Origin of the sequence: Microbacterium galbinum (genome assembly GCF_023101185.1) — a bacterium.
Taxonomy (GTDB): Bacteria; Actinomycetota; Actinomycetes; order Actinomycetales; family Microbacteriaceae; genus Microbacterium; species Microbacterium galbinum.
The window spans coordinates 952,397-969,753 of record NZ_CP078077.1; the positions used below are offsets into that span (position 1 = coordinate 952,397).

23 protein-coding genes are annotated in these 17,357 nt (G+C 67.9%); 15 read left to right on the forward strand and 8 right to left on the reverse strand.

Annotated elements, in window-relative coordinates; all coding sequences use genetic code 11:
• The first annotated feature begins 190 nt into the window (after nucleotides 1–190).
• The 3 genes from KV396_RS04745 to KV396_RS04755 all read left to right on the forward strand — a co-directional run bounded on the left by KV396_RS04745 (nucleotide 191) and on the right by KV396_RS04755 (nucleotide 2,720).
• Nucleotides 191–1,513: an MATE family efflux transporter gene (locus KV396_RS04745; protein ID WP_247633716.1), complete on the forward strand. Its 1,323-nt coding sequence runs from the start codon at nucleotides 191–193 to the stop codon at nucleotides 1,511–1,513.
• Nucleotides 1,514–1,630: 117 nt separating this feature from the next.
• On the forward strand, nucleotides 1,631–1,822 hold the full coding sequence (locus KV396_RS04750; RefSeq protein ID WP_247957016.1) for a hypothetical protein: 192 nt from the start codon (nucleotides 1,631–1,633) through the stop codon (nucleotides 1,820–1,822).
• Between the two features lie 7 nt (nucleotides 1,823–1,829).
• Nucleotides 1,830–2,720 (forward strand): hypothetical protein, encoded by an 891-nt coding sequence (locus KV396_RS04755; protein ID WP_247957017.1) that lies wholly within the window; start codon nucleotides 1,830–1,832, stop codon nucleotides 2,718–2,720.
• Here the strand turns inward: KV396_RS04755 and KV396_RS04760 are convergent, their stop codons facing one another.
• A complete protein-coding gene (locus KV396_RS04760) occupies nucleotides 2,721–3,350 on the reverse strand; it encodes a TrmH family RNA methyltransferase (protein WP_247957018.1) in 630 nt (209 codons plus the stop codon).
• A gap of 70 nt (nucleotides 3,351–3,420) precedes the next feature.
• Between KV396_RS04760 and KV396_RS04765 the strand changes: the two genes are divergently transcribed.
• The 10 genes from KV396_RS04765 to KV396_RS04810 all read left to right on the forward strand — a co-directional run bounded on the left by KV396_RS04765 (nucleotide 3,421) and on the right by KV396_RS04810 (nucleotide 10,765).
• The gene (locus KV396_RS04765) at nucleotides 3,421–4,719 is read left to right on the forward strand and encodes an Nramp family divalent metal transporter (protein WP_247624387.1); all 1,299 of its coding nucleotides are present in this window, start codon (nucleotides 3,421–3,423) and stop codon (nucleotides 4,717–4,719) included.
• A gap of 36 nt (nucleotides 4,720–4,755) precedes the next feature.
• Nucleotides 4,756–5,055, forward strand: a complete 300-nt coding sequence (locus KV396_RS04770) for a hypothetical protein (protein WP_247624386.1) — start codon at nucleotides 4,756–4,758, stop codon at nucleotides 5,053–5,055.
• A 43-nt stretch (nucleotides 5,056–5,098) separates the two neighbouring features.
• Nucleotides 5,099–5,731 (forward strand): metal-dependent transcriptional regulator, encoded by a 633-nt coding sequence (locus KV396_RS04775; protein ID WP_247624385.1) that lies wholly within the window; start codon nucleotides 5,099–5,101, stop codon nucleotides 5,729–5,731.
• 94 nt (nucleotides 5,732–5,825) lie between these two features.
• Entirely contained in the window at nucleotides 5,826–6,131 is a 306-nt protein-coding gene (locus KV396_RS04780) for a hypothetical protein (protein WP_247633712.1), read from the forward strand.
• A complete protein-coding gene (locus KV396_RS04785) occupies nucleotides 6,128–7,837 on the forward strand; it encodes an alpha/beta hydrolase (protein WP_247957019.1) in 1,710 nt (569 codons plus the stop codon). Before KV396_RS04780 ends, KV396_RS04785 begins: the two co-directional genes overlap by 4 nt.
• A 61-nt stretch (nucleotides 7,838–7,898) precedes the next feature.
• Nucleotides 7,899–8,501, forward strand: a complete 603-nt coding sequence (locus KV396_RS04790) for a hypothetical protein (RefSeq protein WP_247957020.1) — start codon at nucleotides 7,899–7,901, stop codon at nucleotides 8,499–8,501.
• Between the two features lie 161 nt (nucleotides 8,502–8,662).
• Nucleotides 8,663–9,169: a hypothetical protein gene (locus KV396_RS04795; RefSeq protein ID WP_247957021.1), complete on the forward strand. Its 507-nt coding sequence runs from the start codon at nucleotides 8,663–8,665 to the stop codon at nucleotides 9,167–9,169.
• Between the two features lie 54 nt (nucleotides 9,170–9,223).
• Nucleotides 9,224–10,036: an HAD-IIA family hydrolase gene (locus tag KV396_RS04800; protein ID WP_247624381.1), complete on the forward strand. Its 813-nt coding sequence runs from the start codon at nucleotides 9,224–9,226 to the stop codon at nucleotides 10,034–10,036.
• 1 nt (nucleotide 10,037) lies between these two features.
• Nucleotides 10,038–10,604 carry a YdeI/OmpD-associated family protein gene (locus KV396_RS04805; protein ID WP_247957022.1) on the forward strand — a complete coding sequence of 189 codons (567 nt, stop codon included), beginning with the start codon at nucleotides 10,038–10,040 and terminating at the stop codon, nucleotides 10,602–10,604.
• The gene (locus tag KV396_RS04810; RefSeq protein WP_247633707.1) at nucleotides 10,601–10,765 is read left to right on the forward strand and encodes a hypothetical protein; all 165 of its coding nucleotides are present in this window, start codon (nucleotides 10,601–10,603) and stop codon (nucleotides 10,763–10,765) included. The genes KV396_RS04805 and KV396_RS04810 overlap by 4 nt, the downstream gene beginning before the upstream one ends.
• 28 nt (nucleotides 10,766–10,793) lie before the next feature.
• Here KV396_RS04810 and KV396_RS04815 read toward each other — a convergent pair whose 3' ends face one another.
• The 3 genes from KV396_RS04815 to pyrE form a co-directional block, all read right to left on the reverse strand.
• Nucleotides 10,794–11,954 (reverse strand): anhydro-N-acetylmuramic acid kinase, encoded by a 1,161-nt coding sequence (locus KV396_RS04815; protein WP_247957023.1) that lies wholly within the window; start codon nucleotides 11,952–11,954, stop codon nucleotides 10,794–10,796.
• A 187-nt stretch (nucleotides 11,955–12,141) separates the two neighbouring features.
• On the reverse strand, nucleotides 12,142–13,044 hold the full coding sequence (locus KV396_RS04820) for an ROK family protein (protein ID WP_247957024.1): 903 nt from the start codon (nucleotides 13,042–13,044) through the stop codon (nucleotides 12,142–12,144).
• Nucleotides 13,041–13,601, reverse strand: a complete 561-nt coding sequence (gene pyrE, locus KV396_RS04825) for an orotate phosphoribosyltransferase (RefSeq protein ID WP_247624376.1) — start codon at nucleotides 13,599–13,601, stop codon at nucleotides 13,041–13,043. Before pyrE ends, KV396_RS04820 begins: the two co-directional genes overlap by 4 nt.
• Nucleotides 13,602–13,715: 114 nt before the next feature.
• Here pyrE and KV396_RS04830 point away from each other — a divergent pair, with 114 nt between their 5' ends.
• Together KV396_RS04830 and KV396_RS04835 are read left to right on the forward strand one after the other, a co-directional pair.
• On the forward strand, nucleotides 13,716–14,561 hold the full coding sequence (locus KV396_RS04830) for an exodeoxyribonuclease III (RefSeq protein ID WP_247633704.1): 846 nt from the start codon (nucleotides 13,716–13,718) through the stop codon (nucleotides 14,559–14,561).
• Nucleotides 14,562–14,585: 24 nt separating this feature from the next.
• A complete protein-coding gene (locus KV396_RS04835; protein WP_247957025.1) occupies nucleotides 14,586–15,401 on the forward strand; it encodes a Cof-type HAD-IIB family hydrolase in 816 nt (271 codons plus the stop codon).
• Here the strand turns inward: KV396_RS04835 and KV396_RS04840 are convergent, their stop codons facing one another.
• The 4 genes from KV396_RS04840 to KV396_RS04855 form a co-directional block, all read right to left on the reverse strand.
• Complete coding sequence (locus tag KV396_RS04840; RefSeq protein ID WP_247957026.1) at nucleotides 15,402–15,743, reverse strand: hypothetical protein; 342 nt, start codon at nucleotides 15,741–15,743, stop codon at nucleotides 15,402–15,404.
• A 143-nt stretch (nucleotides 15,744–15,886) separates the two neighbouring features.
• Nucleotides 15,887–16,330 carry a hypothetical protein gene (locus tag KV396_RS04845; RefSeq protein WP_247624372.1) on the reverse strand — a complete coding sequence of 148 codons (444 nt, stop codon included), beginning with the start codon at nucleotides 16,328–16,330 and terminating at the stop codon, nucleotides 15,887–15,889.
• Nucleotides 16,331–16,429: 99 nt separating this feature from the next.
• The gene (locus KV396_RS04850) at nucleotides 16,430–16,657 is read right to left on the reverse strand and encodes a hypothetical protein (protein WP_247957027.1); all 228 of its coding nucleotides are present in this window, start codon (nucleotides 16,655–16,657) and stop codon (nucleotides 16,430–16,432) included.
• Between the two features lie 29 nt (nucleotides 16,658–16,686).
• Nucleotides 16,687–17,157: a hypothetical protein gene (locus KV396_RS04855; protein WP_247957028.1), complete on the reverse strand. Its 471-nt coding sequence runs from the start codon at nucleotides 17,155–17,157 to the stop codon at nucleotides 16,687–16,689.
• Nucleotides 17,158–17,357: the final 200 nt, after the last annotated feature.

The window sequence follows — 17,357 nt, forward strand, 5'->3', positions numbered from 1 at the left end:
CTCCCAGCCTACGACCGGCATCCGCCCGGGTCGCGGGATCGTCGCGACCGCACGTTCGGGAGGAGATCTCCCGCAGCTCAGGATCCTTCGGCGATAACGATCCTCCGTTCCGTGAGTTCTCCTCCGCGACGCGCGCGGATCGCCCCCGACCCGGCGTCACCGTGTCGGCAGCGGCCAATAGGCTCGGAGGATGACCGCGCGCCGCTCCCTCAACCGAGAGATCCTGCGCCTCGCCGTCCCCGCGCTCGGTGCGCTGATCGCCGAGCCGGCGTTCCTCATCGTCGACGCCGCTCTCATCGGCCACCTCGGCACGACGCCCCTCGCCGGCCTCGGCATCGCCGGCGCCGTGCTGCAGACGATCGTCGGCCTGATGGTGTTCCTCGCCTACTCCACGACGCCCGCCGTCGCCCGCCGTTTCGGGGCCGGCCAGCCGGGAGAGGCCGTCAGCGTCGGCATCAACGGCATGTGGCTCGCGCTCGGACTCGGTGCGGTGCTCGCGGTGGTCGGCGCCGTGTCCTCCCCCTGGCTGGTGTCGCTCTTCGGCGCGAGCGAGGCGGTCTCCGCGCAGGCCAACGACTACCTCGTGATCTCGATGTGGGGCCTGCCGGCCATGCTCATCGTGTTCGCGGCCACGGGCCTGTTGCGCGGCCTCCAGAACACGATGACGCCGCTCTGGATCGCGGGTCTCGGCTTCGGCGCGAACGCGCTGCTCAACGTGCTCTTCATCTACGGGCTCGGGTGGGGCATCGCCGGGTCCGCCGCGGGCACGGTCACGGCCCAGTGGGGCATGGTCGGCGCTTACGTACTGGTCGTGCGGCGCCTCGCCACGAAGCACGACGCCTCGCTGCGGGCGCAGCGCGACGGTCTCACGAGCACCGCGAAGTCGGGCGGATGGCTGTTCCTGCGCACCGTGAGCCTGCGTGTCGCACTGCTCGCCACGGTCGCCGTCGCGACCGCGGTCGGCACCGACGAGCTGGCCGGTTGGCAGATCGTCTTCACGATCTTCTCGGCCGCCGCCTTCGCACTCGACGCGCTCGCCATCGCCGCACAGGCTCTGATCGGCAAGGAGCTCGGTGCCGGTGACGAGCGGCAGGTGCAACGCGTGCTCGGGAGAACGGTCGCGTGGGGCGCCTGGTTCGGGGTGATCGTGGGCGGTGCGATCGCCGCGCTCTCGGGCGTGCTGGGGATCGTCTTCACGGGCGATGCCGAGATCGCCGCCCTCGTGCAGCCCGCGCTGCTCGTGCTCGCGGTCGCGCAGCCGATCGCCGGCGTCGTGTTCGTGCTCGACGGGGTGCTCATGGGCGCGAACGACGCCCGGTACCTGGCGCTCGCGGGAGGGCTCACCCTGGTGCCGTTCCTGCCGGCGCTGTGGATCATCTCGGCACTCGGCGTCGATGGATCCGCAGGACTCATCTGGCTGTCCGTCGCCTTCTTCGGCGTCTATCTGCTCGCACGACTCGCCACGCTCGGCTGGCGCGTGCGCTCCGGACGATGGATGACGGCCGGCGTCTAGTCCTGCACATCCGTGCCTTTCGATGCGCTTTCCACAGCTCGCGTTCCGCGCGAAATCTCACCCCGACCCGGCCTGGCAGTCCGAAGCTCCGCGATCGACAATGGAGGAATGCTGAGCATGAACGAACCGCAGGTCTGGGTGCTGATCGGCGTCTTCGCCGCGGCCATGTTCGGCATGATCACGATCGTGTCGACGCTGTTCATCCACGTGGTGAAGACCGAGATCCGGAGCGTCCACAGCCGCATCGACGCACTCGACCGCGACGTCAGCGCCCTGTACCGGCACGTCCTCGGCATCGATCGCGACTGATTCCGACATGACGACGCGCGACTGGCCGGGCGACTCCACGACAGTGGAGCGGTGGATACGGGATTCCCTGCGCCCCGATCCCTCCGAGTTCGAGATCCGGGGGATCGACGACGTGCGCATCTCGAGCACCGTCGACGGGGACGACCTCGAACGGCTCGTCGTCGACGGCACCGGGGCCGTGCTCCGGTTGCGGGTACCGAAGCACGACTCCGCGCCCGGGGCATCCACTCGGCCCGCGGCATCCGCTCCGCCCGCGACCCCCGAGATCGTCGAGCGACGCCGCGGTACGGCCCGCACCGTGCGGATGCTCGCGCGCCCCGTCGAGATCGAGGGCATTCCGCTCACGATCGATGTGCAGCTCGACGATGCGCCGATCGAATGGCAGGTCTCCGCGTCGCCCGTCGTCCCGGGCCGACCGGAGAGCCGCTACGCCATCGTCGTCGCGGACGACGGCGAGGGCATGCGCGGTTCGTTCCTCGCCTCGATGGCCGCCGACGACCTCACGCCGCTCCTCACGGCGATCCTCCGCCCGGCGCTGAAGGCCGGCGGCGCGCGCCTTCGCCACCTCGCGGTCACCGTGGCGCAGGACGGCACCGACGGGATCCGCATCGATGCCGCCGCCGGCGTGCGCTGGCGCCTGATCGCGGCATCTGCGCGGGGCCGTGCGCGCATCGGCATCGAGCCCGATGGCGTGGTCACCGTGCGCGATCTGCGGGTGGGGAGCAGGAACCCGTTCGTCGCTCTCGCGCTGCGCGCAGCGCGCAAGAGGATCCGCGCCGAGATCGGGCGACGACACGACCTGAACGAGGGCCTCACCGCCGACGGCGTGCGGCTTCGCCTGCACGACCTGCGCGTGACGGTCGGCGACGAGATCCGGGTCAGCGCTCGACTGGGGTGATCAGTCCGCGTACCGGCGGCACCACTCGTACATGATCACGGCCGCCGCGGCGCTCGCGTTGATCGAACGCGTCGACCCGTACTGGGTGATCTCGATGTGGGCGGATGCCGCGGCGAGCGCCTCCGCCGACAATCCCGGACCTTCCTGACCGAAGAGCAGCACGCAGCGTTCGGGCAGTTCGGCCTTGTCGACCGGCACCGAACCCTCGACGTTGTCGACGGCGACGATCGGCATCCCCTCGGCTGCCGCCCACGCCGCGAACGTCTCGATGTCTTCGTGGTGCACGACGTGCTGATAGCGGTCGGTGACCATGGCGCCGCGCTTGTTCCACCGGCGGCGTCCGATGATGTGCACGGTGTCGGCGAGGAACGCATTGGCGCTGCGCACGATCGACCCGATGTTCATGTCGTGCTGCCAGTTCTCGATGGCGACGTGGAACGGATGCCGATGCGTGTCGAGTTCGGCGACGATCGCTTCCATCCGCCAGTAGCGGTAGCGGTCGATGACGTTGCGGGTGTCGCCGTGCTCGAGGAGTTCGGGGTCGTACTCCTCGCCGGTCGGCCACTCAGAAGCCCCTCCGGGCCAGGGTCCGACGCCGTGGGTGGTGCGCTCCGGCGTCTGCTCTTCCATCCCGCCAGGCTATCCGTCGTCCGACCCGAAACTGATTTCGGTACGCCTAAATATCCGCTAAGGTTTCGGTGTGCCTAAAAATTCCTCGCTGATCGACGCCCCGGCCACCCGCACCGCGCCACCGCGCAGCCTCTGGTTGCTCGGCCCTGCGCTCGTCGCCGGTGTCGCGTATCTCGACCCGGGCAACGTCGCCAGCAACATGACCGCGGGCGCCCAATACGGCTACCTGCTCGTGTGGGTCGTGGTCGCGGGCAACGTGATGGCCTGGCTGATCCAGTACCTGTCGGCCAAGCTCGGCGTCGTGACGGGCCAGAGCCTGCCCGAGGTGCTCGGCTCCCGCCTGCGCAACCGGTGGGCCCGGCGCTCCTACTGGTTGCAGGCCGAGCTCGTCGCGATGGCGACCGACCTGGCCGAGATCATCGGCGGCGCGGTCGCCCTCAACCTGCTCTTCAACGTGCCGCTGCTGCTCGGCGGGTTCATCACGGGCGCGGTCTCGATGATCCTGCTCACGGTGCAGAACCGCCGGGGCGCACGCCCCTTCGAGTTCGTGATCATCGCGCTCATGGCGATCATCACGATCGGTTTCGTCGCCGGTGTCTTCGTCGCGCCGCCGGACCCGGCGGGTGTCGTCGGTGGCCTCGTCCCCCGCTTCGAGGGAACAGGATCGGTGCTGCTCGCGGCATCCATCCTGGGCGCCACGATCATGCCGCACGCCATCTACGCTCACTCCGCCCTGAGTCGCGACCGGTTCGGCGCCAATCCCCGCCTGGCACCCGCGGATGCCGCGACCGAGGCCGCGCGCACCGAGCCCTCGCGCATCCGCCGCCTGCTCACCGCCACCCGCTGGGACGTCACGATCGCGATGATCATCGCGGGCTCGGTGAACCTCGGCATCCTGCTGCTGGCCGCGGCGAACCTCGCGGGCGTGCCGGGCACCGACTCTCTCGAAGGTGCGCATGCCGCCCTGGCCGCGGGTCTCGGTCCGGTCGTCGCCACGTTCTTCGCCGTCGGCCTACTCGCCTCCGGTCTCGCCTCGACATCCGTCGGCGCCTACGCCGGAGCGGAGATCATGCACGGCCTGCTGCACGTGCGCATCCCGCTGCTCGCGCGCCGACTGATCACGCTGATCCCCGCTCTCGTGATCCTGGGACTCAACGTCGACCCGACGCTCGCGCTGGTGCTCAGCCAGGTGGTGCTGTCATTCGGCATCCCGTTCGCGCTCATCCCCCTGGTGGCGCTCACGGCGCAGAAGCGCACGCTGGGAGTATGGGCGAACCGCGCCTGGACGACCGTCGCCGGGGTCGTCGCCTCGGTGCTGCTGATCGCGCTGAACGCCGCCCTGCTCTGGCTGGTGCTCACGGGGGCCTGAACCGCAGGCGCCCGGGGCGCGGATAGGCTCGATGTCATGTCTGCCGACACCGCCCGCCGCAACGTCCGTCTCCTCAGTTGGATCGGACTCGCGACCGGACTGCTCGGGGGCGTACTGGTCGCCTTCCCGACCGTCATCGGCCTGGCCAGCCCGTGGGTGCAGCTCGCGCTCGGCATCGCGACGCTGGTGCTGGCGTTCCGCGCCCGCAAGATCGGCATCGCCGAGGTGCCCGATTATGACGGGCGGCTGTCGCTGGCCGGAGCGATCCTCGGATTCCTCGTGATCTTCTTCGCCGGTCAGGCCGCGTTCGGCATCCTGGTCGCCGTCGCGAACTGACCCCGGCCCGGGTCGCAGGGGTGGCCTCACCTAAACTGGTGCGGTGGCATCCCCGGCAGCAGACGACTACCTGAAGACGGTGTACGCGCACACCGAGTGGCAGGACGCCCCGATCACCCCGTCGGTGCTCGCCGGCAAACTCGGCATCGCCCCCTCGTCGGTCACCGAGATGGTGAAGAAGCTGGCGGCGGCCGGCCTCGTCTCGCACGTGCCCTACGGCGCGGTGCGCCTGACGGATGCCGGAACCCGCCGCGCACTCGCGATGGTGCGCCGCCACCGGCTGATCGAGACGTGGCTCGTGCAGGAGTTCGGCTACGGCTGGCACGAGGTGCACGACGAGGCCGAGGTGCTGGAGCACACCATCAGCGACCGCCTGCTCGAGGGCATCGACGCCCGCCTCGGGCGCCCGCGATTCGACCCGCACGGCGATGCGATCCCGGATGCCGACGGCCACGTCGAGCGCGTGCCGTTCGTGCTGCTGGCGGATGCCCCGACCGGTCACACCGGCACGGTGCTGCGCGTCGACGACCGCGACCCGGAGCTGCTGCGCGCCCTCGAATCACTCGGCCTCGACGTGTCGTCGACCGTGCGGGTGACGGCGTCCGGTGTCGAGATCGACGGCGCCGAAGTGGAGCTGCCCGACGGTGCGGCCGAGGTGGTCTGGCTCGCGGCCTAGGGCGCGTACGTAGTTTCCACATACTTTCGCTTGCCGAGCGGAAGAGGTCTCCGAACTCGATACCGTGAATCGGTTCGAGGATCTGGGGGATTCCGTGGCCGAAGACGTCAGCGTCACCTACTCAGCGCTGTACACGCAGCGCATGGCGCTAGAGGCCGCATCGCGAGATCTGACGGACTCGACGGACTCCGCGCACGACACCGACACCGGCGTGCAAGCTCCGGTCGGACGCACCTCACTTCGCGAGATGCTCGAAGGCGCACTCGGCGAGACTCGAGCACACGTCGAACTCGGCGAGCACGACGTGCAAGTGGTGATGGGGCGCATTCGCGATATCGAGACGCAGACCGAGGAACTCGACATCCGACTCGGAGCCGGCTGGGAGGACCTTCCGCTGTGACCAGCTCGCCCCGCGGCTACCCGTTCGAGGTGATCGCCTACGACGTCGGACAGATGAACACGCTCCACGAGCGCCTGACCAAGGCGAAGGAGGCGGTCGAGCAGATGCAGCTCGTGCTGAACAACCTCACCGGCCACCTCGAAGGGTCGGGCGCTGCCATTGACCGCGTACGGAGCAGCGCCGGCGACGTGGCGGCAGCTCTGGAGAAACCGAGTGATCGAATCGAGAGGCTATCCGGCATCGTGCTCCGATACGGTACTGCCGTCGAAGCTCACGGCGGGAAGGCGAATCAGCTGATGGCCGACGTCACGGCCGCGCAAACCGCGCTCTCTACGGCGGTCGCCGAAGTCGGTACGGCGGAGGACGAGCTGGGCGCATGGACTCGCAGCGACGACTACCGAGCGTGGAGCGCGGGCGAAGAGACCGAGACCTCATCTTCCACTCTGCTCTCGCGTGACGACCGCTTTCGCGAAGCCGTCACGACGGCCCAGGGCACGCGCGATCGCGCTGCCGAGGACCTCGCGGATGCCTGGACGGCATGGGAGAAGGAGTTCGAGGCCTGGGACGACGCGTACGCGCGCGCCGTCGCCTCGCTCGCCCGCGTCGACAGCGGGTACGTCAGCACCGCGGACGCCCCTCCGCTGGCGGCATTGGCGGATGCCGACAGCCCGGAAGAGGTCGCGGCCATCTGGGACGCGATGACCGAGGCGGAGCGTGCTCGGATCGCAGCGTCCTACCCGGAGTTCATCGGGAACCTGGAAGGGATCCCGTACGAGTATCGGATCGCCGCCAACGTCGCCGTGCTCGAAGAGGCGAGTAAGACGTCCTGGGGCGAGCCTCTTGACACGACCATTAATCGACTGATGGCCGAGTACTTGGAGAATGACGGTCTGCCAGTATCACTCAACCTCTGGGACAAGAACCAGCCGGCTGCGGCCGTCCTCTACGTGGACGGCTATGTCTTCGATCCTGCGAATCTGACGGACCCGCTCAGCGGCATCGACAATCTGAACATACTGATCGGCGGGATGATGAGCGAGGCGAATCAGATCGCCGACTGGTCGCAGAGCGCACGCGATCTCAACGTCGTCACGAATGGCACATCAGCGACGATCGCCTGGTTCGGGTACGACACCCCGAACTTCGCCACAGTCGCGAGCTCCGAACAGGCGAGAATCGGCGCCGAACAGCTCACCAACGCGCTTCGCGGACTGGACTTTGCCGCGCCCGGCGGAGCGACAACAACGGTGGTCGCTCATTCGTATGGGACGACCACCGCTTTCCTCGCCGTCGGGAGCGCGGAAGGTAACCTCGGAGTGGACAACATCATCTCCCTGGGCTCAGCAGGTCTCACCGACCGGCCGCTCGGCGACGACGAAGGCCAAGGCGTGGACTACTCCGGAACGGAGATCTTTACGACACGCGCGAGCAACGACTGGGTCTCGTTGCTTGGTCGCATGTCCCCCGATCACGGAATCGACCCCGATAGCCTCGACGGTTCCGTCGCCTTCTCCAGCGACGGGGGATATCTTCCCGACGGCACCTACCTCGACAACACCCCCGGACATGGAACGCACTCAGAGGCCAACCTCCCGATCGGCTCCGTCGTAAACGACGGCGGGTACCTGCAAGAGGGCAGCGAATCGTTCGCGAACATCGCCAACATCATCAACTATGGTGAGCCGTTGGAGACAGTCGATGGGTGACCCGAGCATGCGAAGTACGGCAATCAAGCGGATAGCGAGTCTGACGCTCGCAGTAATCGGAGTGATCACCATGACCGGATGCACGGCGACCGAACCCGCCCCGAGCGGCCAGCCGCTGTTCGATGAGGCCGAGGCGAACTATCTTCGATACCGCGGATTCGTCAACGACCTCCAGTCGACGCTTTCGACCGATGCGTGGACGATCGGACAGATCGGTGTCTACGGCATGCAGCCGGTCGAATGCGACGCCAATCAGTATCGGTTCGACCTCAACCGCAGCATCGCCCTCGACGGCACCCAACGCGAGGAATATGCGGACACGGTCGAGACTTTTTTCACCGGCCACGATATGTCCCCGCGACGCAGCGTCCTCGGCAGAGATGACCAAGAGGGCCAACTGATCCAAATCACCGTCCGCGACCAAGGAGACTTCTCGCTTCTCCTCGTCGAAATTCGCAGAGACGGCCAACTTCGGATCGCGGCGGAAACCACATGCTGGCCGGGCGACCGTAACGAACTCAGCCGCCTGATCTTCCACGGCGAACGACTCGGCGAGGGTTACCTCCCGATCGACACCGAGTCCCCGACCGACCCCCTGTTCTTCGGCATCACCCCCGGCGACCCGCAATTCGTCCGTGAGTCCTCTCCCACACCAGCGCCGTGAGCTCCGCTCGACGGACTCGCGGCGGGGCCCTGACAATGGCAGGAGTCCAGGTCCTCACCGGCATCCTCCTCATGACTTCGTGCCAGTCTTCCGACCCCGGAGCGACTGGAGACGCGTTGTACGCGGAGGCCGAGCAGACTTACTACGACTATCGAGGCTTGGTGAACGAGCTTAAGCTCGCTCTTCACGACGGCCCGTGGGAGATCGGCCAACTGGGCTCGTACGGCATGCAGCCGCTGCGTTGCGACAACGGAAACGGCTATTACTTCAGCCTGCACCGCAACGTGGTCTTGGACGGAGACAAACGGCAGGATTACGCCGACCTCGCGGAACAGCTTCTCGCCAAAAAAGGCTTCTCCCCCGCCCGTGGAACGTTGGGGGCAGACGACCACGACGGCCAACTGATCCAAGTTGTTGTCCGCGACGAGCGCGACTTCGCGCTGCTACTCGTCGAGTTCCGCAAGAACGGCAACATCGGAATCAGCGCCGACACCCGCTGCCGCCCGGGCGATTCGTTCGAGCTGGGGGACATGCTCTTCGGCGATGAAAACCTCGGCCAGGGATATCTTCCGATCGATACCGAATCCCCCACCGACCCCCGGTTCTTCGGCATCACCCCCGGCGACCCACAGTTCGTCCGCCAACCTTCACCCGCACCGACCCCCTGACGCCCATCACGACTCGCCCAGGTGCGCGCAACCCGCTGGCTCTAGGCTGAGCACATGGGACAACACCGCGACGACATCGAATGCTGGCTGACCGACATGGACGGCGTTCTCGTGCACGAGAACACGGCCATCCCCGGCGCGTCCGAGATGCTCGCCGGGTGGGAGCAGAACGAGATCCCCTACCTCGTGCTCACCAACAACTCGATCTTCACCGCGCGCGACCTCTCTGCCCGTCTGCGCGCGAGCGGCCTGGTGGTTCCCGAGGAGCGCATCTGGACCTCGGCGCTCGCGACGGCCGACTTCCTCGCCCAGCAGCTGCCCGGCGGTTCGGCGTTCGTGATCGGCGAGGCCGGCATCCTCACCGCCCTGCACGAGGCCGGGTTCATCATGACCGAGACGAACCCCGACTTCGTCGTCGTCGGCGAGACCCGCAATTACTCGTTCGAGGCGATCACCAAGGCGATCCGCCACATCATCAACGGCTCGCGCTTCATCGTCACCAACCCCGACGCGACCGGCCCCAGCGCCGACGGCGTGCTTCCGGCGACCGGGGCGATCGCGGCGCTGATCACGAAGGCCACCGGCAAGGAGCCCTACGTGGTCGGCAAGCCGAACCCGATGATGTTCCGCTCGGCGCTCAACAAGATCGGCGCGCACTCGAAGAAGACCGGCATGATCGGCGACCGCATGGACACCGACATCGTCGCCGGCATCGAGGCGGGCCTGCACACCGTGCTCGTGCTCACCGGCATCAGCGACCAGGCCGAGATCGAGAAGTACCCGTTCCGTCCCGACGAGATCGTCGACTCGGTCGCCGACCTGCTGCCCACGGTCACCTCGTCGATCCCGACGCTCGACGAGGACTGACATGGGCGTTCTCGACGACGGCGAGCGCCTCACCGCGGCGGATGTTGCGGCCTGGCGCTCGTGGCTCGACGAGAACCACGAACGAACCGCCGGCGTGTGGCTGCTGAGCGTGCGCGGCGGCTCCGGCGACGGCCTCGGCTACGAAGACGCCGTGCGGCACGCGCTCTGCTTCGGCTGGATCGACGGACCGGTGCGCACCTTCGACGGCGTCAACGCGCAGTGGTTCTCCCCGCGCCGCCCGGGCAGCGGCTGGGCGGCGACCAACAAAGCCCGGATCGCGGAACTCGAAGCGGCAGGTCTGCTCGCGCCCGCCGGCATCCGCGTGCTCGACGCCGCCAAGGCGAACGGATCGTGGACGATGCTCGACGGCCCCGAGGCCGGGATCGAGCCGCCCGAGCTGACCACCGCGCTCGATGCCGTGCCGGCCGCGCGCGCGAACTGGGATGCGTTCCCCAAGTCGGTGAAGAAGTTCGGACTCACGCACATCGCGATGGCCAAGCGCGCCGAGACGCGCGATGCGCGCATCGCCAAGATCGTGGCGGATGCCGCGGAGGGGAAGCGACCGTGAACCAGAGCGACATGCTCTTCCTGGTGCTGATCGTGATCGGGCTCAGCTCGCTCACCCTGGTCATCGTGCAGTTCGTGCGATCACGGCGACGCGGGGGCGACTCCGACGGGCGCGGCGGCAACTGGTGGGAAGGTCCCTGGGACGAAGACCAGCGGCGCTAGAGCCCGCCGGCGACTTGCCCGCCGCTGACTAGCCCGCCGTCGTCAGCGTCAGGCTCGTCACCGCGTCGACCGGCTCCGGCATCCGCAGCGGCCCCTCGCCCGGCGTGATCGTGCCGAGGATGCGCGGCGCCCGGGCCCCCGTGCCACCCGGCACGATCGCGGCGACGCCGTGCATCGTGCACCAGCCGATCAGCGCGAAGAGGATGGCCTCCTTGCTGTCGACCGAGGCTCCCAGCTCGTCGGCGAGCACCACGTCGACGCCGGGCAGGGCGGAACGCAGGCCGTCGAGGATCACCGGGTTGTGGCATCCGCCGCCCGACACGGCGAGGAAGCGGATGCCGGCGGCCGCGACGTCCTGCGCGACGGTGCGCACGGTGAGTTCGGTGAGCGTGCGCACGAGGTCGGCATCGCTGATCTCGCGCTCGGCGACGTGCGCCCGCACGTAGTCGAGGTGGAAGTGCTCTTTGCCGGTGCTCTTCGGCGCCGACAGCGCGTAATACGGCTCGGCGAGGAGGTCGGCGAGCAGCGCCTCGTCGATCGTGCCGGCGCGGGCGATCGCGGCATCCTCGTCGTAGCCCTTGTCGTTGAGCCCGCGATCGACCACGACGGCGTCGACGAGCGCGTTGGCGGGGCCGATGTCGTAGGCCGAGACGCGTCCGTCGGCGACCACGGTCATGTTGGCGATGCCGCCGAGGTTGAGGGCCGCGGCGACCTCACCCCGGCCGCGCAGCAGCAGCTCGTCGAGGAACGATACGAGCGGAGCGCCGTGCCCGCCCGCGGTGATGTCGCGGATGCGCACGTCCGACACGACCGGCGCACCGACGGCCTCGGCGATCCAGGCCGGCTGGCCGATCTGCAGGGTGCCACGGGCGTGATCGCCCTCGACCCAGTGGTAGACGGTCTGGCCATGGGTGCAGACGGCATCCACTCCCCCGACGGATGCCGCAGCCGAGGCGGCGACGTCGGCGAAGGCCTGGCCGATGAGGGTGTCGAGCTCGCACACCTCGGCGAGCGTCGTCTGGGCCGGAGGGAGGGCGGCGACGAGGCGGGCGCGGAGGTCGGGAGCGTACGGCACGCTGTCCTCGTGGAGCACGGTGCCACGCAGGGCGCCGTCGTGCTCGGCGAAGTCGACCACCACCACGTCAATCCCGTCGTGGGAGGTACCCGAGAGCAGTCCGAGTACGCGCATGCGTGCCCCTTTCGTCGTCTTGCTACGAGGGTACGCGGAATTTGTTAGGAGTGCGTACGGATGCCGCTCGCGCGTCGAGACACCACAGTCGTCGTGAGACATCACGACGCACGTGGTGTCTCGCGAGGAATGTGGTGTCTCGGGTGGGCGCGCGTGCGAACGCCCCGATCGCTGACCGGCCCGGAAGCTACCGCAGCACGAGCGCCGCGGCGCCGATCAGCGGGCCTTCGTCGCCCAGTCCCGAGCGCACGACGCGCGCGCGACGGGAGTACTCGTGCACGGCGCTCGCGGTGAGCGCCTCCTGCACCAGCTCGATGTAATCGTCGGAGACGCGCGAGAAGCCGCCGCCGATCGCGACCGTGTCGAGGTCGACGAGCGTCGCGGCATCCGCCAGTGCCTCACCGACGGCCTTCGCCGAGCGCTCGATCGCGGCGCGCGCGATCGCGTCTCCGGCGGCCGAGTCGCGCGCCAGATCCTCGCCCGTCGAACCGACCCATCCCTGCTGCTGCGCCCAGGCGACGCTCGCGGGGCCCGACGCGATCTCCTCGAGCGTCAGCCCGCCCTCGCGGCGGATCTGCCCGAGGTGCCCTGCGTTGCCCGAGGCTCCCGGGATGTACGCGCCATTCACCACGAAGCCTCCGCCGACACCGGTCGAGACGACGATCGAGAGCGAGGCCCGGGCATCCTGCGTCGCACCGCGCCACGATTCGGCGAGCGCGAGCGCGCCGCCGTCGTGACCGAGCACGGTCGGCACATCGCGACCGAGCACGGCGGATGCTTCGCGCCGAACCGCGGCGGCGAGACCGTAGCCGCGCGCCGAGGGCATGTTCACGGGCACGATCGTGCCGCTCGGGCGGTCGACGGGGCCGGCGCTTCCCGCACCCGCGCCGACGAGCTCGGCATCGGCGGGGAGAGCGGCGAGGGCGTGCTGCACGATCGCGGCCACTGCGGCGTCGAACGATTCCGGCGTCGCCTCGCGTCCGGTCGCCTGGCGGCTGCGGGAGCCGTCGACGAGCGTGCCGTCCTCGGAGACGAGGGCGGCCTCCATCTTCGTGCCGCCGACGTCGACGGCGAGGGCGTAGCGGGTCACTGGGGGTCGAGCCCGAGGTCGTCGAGGTCGAAGGCGGCGCGCCATTCGAGACCCTCGGCCTCGATGGCGGCCTGGGCTCCGGTCTTGCGGTCGACGATCACGGCAACGGCGACGACCTCGGCACCCTCCTTGCGGAGCGCTTCGACCGCCTTGAGTGCCGACTGGCCAGTGGTCGAGGTGTCTTCGAGCACGACGACCCGCTTGCCCGCGACATCCGCTCCCTCGATCTGACGACCGCGGCCGTGGTCCTTGGGCTCCTTGCGCACGACGAACGCGTCGACAGGACGCTCGGCCGCGACGGAGGCGTGCAGCACCGAGTTCGCGATCGGGTCGGCGCCGAGCGTGAGCCCGCCGACGGCGACCACGTCGAGGTCGGCGATCAGGTCGAGCATGATGCGGCCGATGGCGGGGGCGGCGCGATGATCGAGCGTGAGCTTGCGCATGTCGACGTAGTACGTCGCCTTCTTGCCACTGGAGAGGGTGAAGTCGCCGTGGAACACCGCCTCGTCCGTGATGAGGGCGAGGAGGTTCTGGCGGTCTGCGTCGAGTGCGGTCACGGCATCCAGTGTAGGAGAGTCGCGCTATGACTGCGCTGTCAGATGTCGTCGGGGCGTCATCTGCGTGTCGCGGGCCGCAGATCGCGTGTCCGAGGCCGCAACTAGGCTGGACGCATGCGCTTGGCCACCTGGAACGTCAACTCCATCCGTACCCGTGTCGCCCGCACCGTCGAATTCGCCGTTCGCGAAGACATCGACGTGCTCGCGATGCAGGAGATCAAGTGCAAACCCGAGCAGTTCCCCTACGGGCCGTTCGAAGAGGCCGGCTACCAGGTCGAGGTGCACGGCCTCAACCAGTGGAACGGCGTCGCGATCGCGAGCCGCCTGCCGATGAGCGACGTGCGCACCGGGTTCGACGGCATGCCCGGGTTCGCGAAGGGTCACGAGGGCCCGGATGCCCCGCTCGAGGCGCGCGCGCTGGGCGTGATGGTCGACGGCGTACGGGTGTGGAGCCTCTACGTGCCCAACGGCCGCTCGCTCGACGACCCGCACTACGCCTACAAGCTGCACTGGCTCGAGGCGCTGAAGAACTCGACCGCGGCCGAGCTCGCGGCGAACCCCGCCCTGCCGCTCGCGCTGGTCGGCGACTTCAACATCATCCCGTTCGACACCGACAACGGAGACCCCGACATCGTCGAGGGCGTCTCCACCCACGTCTCCCCCGCCGAGCGCGCCGCGTTCTTCGCGATGGCGGATGCCGGGCTCACCGACGTCGTGCGCCCGATCCTCCCCGAGGGCTACACGTACTGGGACTACCAGCGCCTCAAGTTCCCGCGCAACGAGGGCATCCGCATCGACTTCATCCTCGGATCCCGCACGCTCGCCGACGCGGTCACGGGCGCCTCGATCCACCGCGACGAGCGCAAGGGCGAGCAGCCCAGCGACCACGTGCCGGTCGTGGCCGACATCGACCTCGGCGGCGCGGACGACGACGACGATCTGCCGATGATCTTCTCGTGACTCTCCCCCCATGACGCTCCACCCATGACGCTCCGGCTGATCGCCACCGATCTCGACGGCACCCTGCTCGACTCGACCTCGTCGGTCACGCCCCGCACGCGGGCGGCTCTCGACGCGGCGCGAGCCCGCGGCATCCACGTCGTTCCGGTCACGGCCCGCCAGCCGATCGGCCTGCGCGCGATCGCCGGCGACGCCGACTTCCGCGACTGGGCGCTCTGCAGCAACGGCGCCTACGCCACGCACCTGACCGACGGCCGGATGCTGTTCACCGAAGAGCTGCCGGCCGAGACCATCCGCACGCTGGCCGAGGCGCTGCGCGCGAGCGTGCCGGGACTGCTGTTCGCGAGCGTGCGCGAGGGCGGCGAGACCTTCGTCGCCCAGGAGGGGTACGCGGCGATCGCCGACCTCTCCGACCACAAGCGCGACCCGAAGACCATGGGCGGGGTGCCGCTCGATCAGGTGCTCAATGCCCCGAGTCTCAAATTCGTCATCCGACATCCGGAGCTCGCGCCGTCGGCCCTGTTCGACGCGCTGACCTCGCTGGGCCTCACCGGATTCGAGGCGACGCTGTCGGGCGCACCGTTCGTCGAGGTGATGGCCGAGGGCGTCACCAAGGCCACGGGTCTCGCCCGACTCTGCTCGCACCTCGACATCGACCGCGCCGACGTGATGGCCTTCGGCGATGCGCTCAACGACGTCGAGATGCTGCGCTGGGCCGGCCACGGCGTCGCGATGGCCGGTGCGGATGCCGTCGTGCAGGATGCCGCCGACGAGATCGGTGCCTCGAACGATGATGACGGGGTCGCGCGTGTGGTGGAGCGGGTGCTGGCGGCGGGTTAGTCAGCCAGACTCGTCGCCATCGCGTTCGCCCGGAAGGATGACCTGCGTACGCACACTGAAGCCGAACTGCATCCCGTCGCAACCGTAGAGGAAGAAGTCACCCCAACCGATGCTGCCGAACAGGCCCGAGTCCGCATAGATACTGAAGGCCCCCTCGGCGGAAGAGATCTGTAGTTCCCCTTCGCTGAGGAACTCCCAGTCGGCCCACCCAGTGAGCGATTCCCCTTCGAAGTCGATACAGCCAGGTTCTGACTCTCCATCCCAGGCGCCCGAGGGAAAGTCTTCCAACATCGCCGTGCCGTCCTCGTGCACCGTCAGCCGAGCCGACTGAAATGGGGTCATGTCGGGAGCGTTCGAAGCCGACCACACGATCGGGAAGACGAACTTACCCTCGAACGGACTCTGCTCGGTGCATCCAGATAGAGCAAGAGTGGCCGCGACACCGATTCCGATTGCAGCCGCTACTCGTGTTCTCCTTCGAATGCTCATTCGAACCTGCCTCTAGACAGGTGATTGACGTTCGACTTCCCCAGCATGCTGATGAAAAGAAAGATGAACGAGCCGAGCGCGAGGAGTGGGCCGCCGAACCCGAGGATCAGAGTCACCGCGCTCCCCTCCTGCGGACCCGGGAAGTCGAGCTCGCTATAGACACCACTGAGCCACAGGGCGATGCCGCAGACGCTTCCGAATGCGCCGCAGGTGAGCCACAGGCGGGTCGCCCAGAGCGAAGACAGGGTGGCGTGTCCGCGCGTCAGCAGCGCGAGACCGAAGCAGAATGTGCAGCCCAGGATGGCGAAACCCAGGGCGTTGGGCAGAGTCGAAAGGTTGCCGGGCGGGATCTCATTCCAGCGCGGCGCTCCCCGGAGGAGCATCTCGATACCTACCGGCACCGCGAATCCAGCGATGCCGAGGAGCCACCATCCGGCCATCTGTCGAAGAGTCATCCTCCGCCTCCGCTCACTTGCTTCTGAGGCATTATCACCGCCGCATCGCCACCGTCGCCGCCTTGCCAATCGTCAGAGGGAACGTCAGACGATGATGTCGATCAGATTGAACGCGCCCAAACCTATCGCGACGACCCCGACAAAGATGCTCCACCTCGGAGCAGTACGGGGATATACAGACATGTCCGCAACTGCGCCGCCAAAGAACTTCTCGAGAAGCGAGTGGATCGCGCGATACGCGCGCTTGCGATACGCAATCAAAGCAACGCCAAACAACACCAATATCGTGCCAACGACAGCATCGAGCATCATCTGTCAAGCTCCTTCAAGCGGGCGCCCTTTCACCTGGAATCTCGATAGAACACGACAGTCGTCGTCGAGTCGACGAAGTCTGGGACTTCGAGGTAGAAGTTAAGTGTGAGCCGACCGTCGCCTTCGATAAACAGGGACGCTGAGGGGCTATATCCGGAACACACTTCCGACGGGAAGAAAATCGTCATCGACGCTCCACTACCCTCGTGAAGCACCCATCGCCCTTCCAGCGAAACGGTGTCGTCCCACGACACATCGGCGGCTGACTTCGCTTGCGGGACGCCGCATGCGAGGTTGAGAGGCCATTGCTCCGCGTGGTACGTGCCATCGGCAAGAACGACCAGCTCGAAATCAGCAGGGGCATCTCCGGCTCGCCAGCTTCCCACCACGTCGGCATCCGTGACTTCAGTAACCGGGTTCGCTTCTGAAGCGCAGCCGGTAAGGCCCACCGTGAGGAGAATCGACAGCGCCCAGGGCATCGGTTGCACAAGTCTCAGCATGCCCGAAATATCAGCGGCGCGAGGTTTGAAGCACATACCAGCTTGGAGAACCGTCGCAAACTGGCTGAGCTAGAGAGCTCCAGTCGTATCCATCGAACCGACCAGGGTACGGAATGAGGAGGGCGTCGACCTGAGAAGTTTCTCGCGCGGGGTGCTTCGACAGGCTCAGCAACCCAGTTTGCGTGGCTCGGCAACCGCCG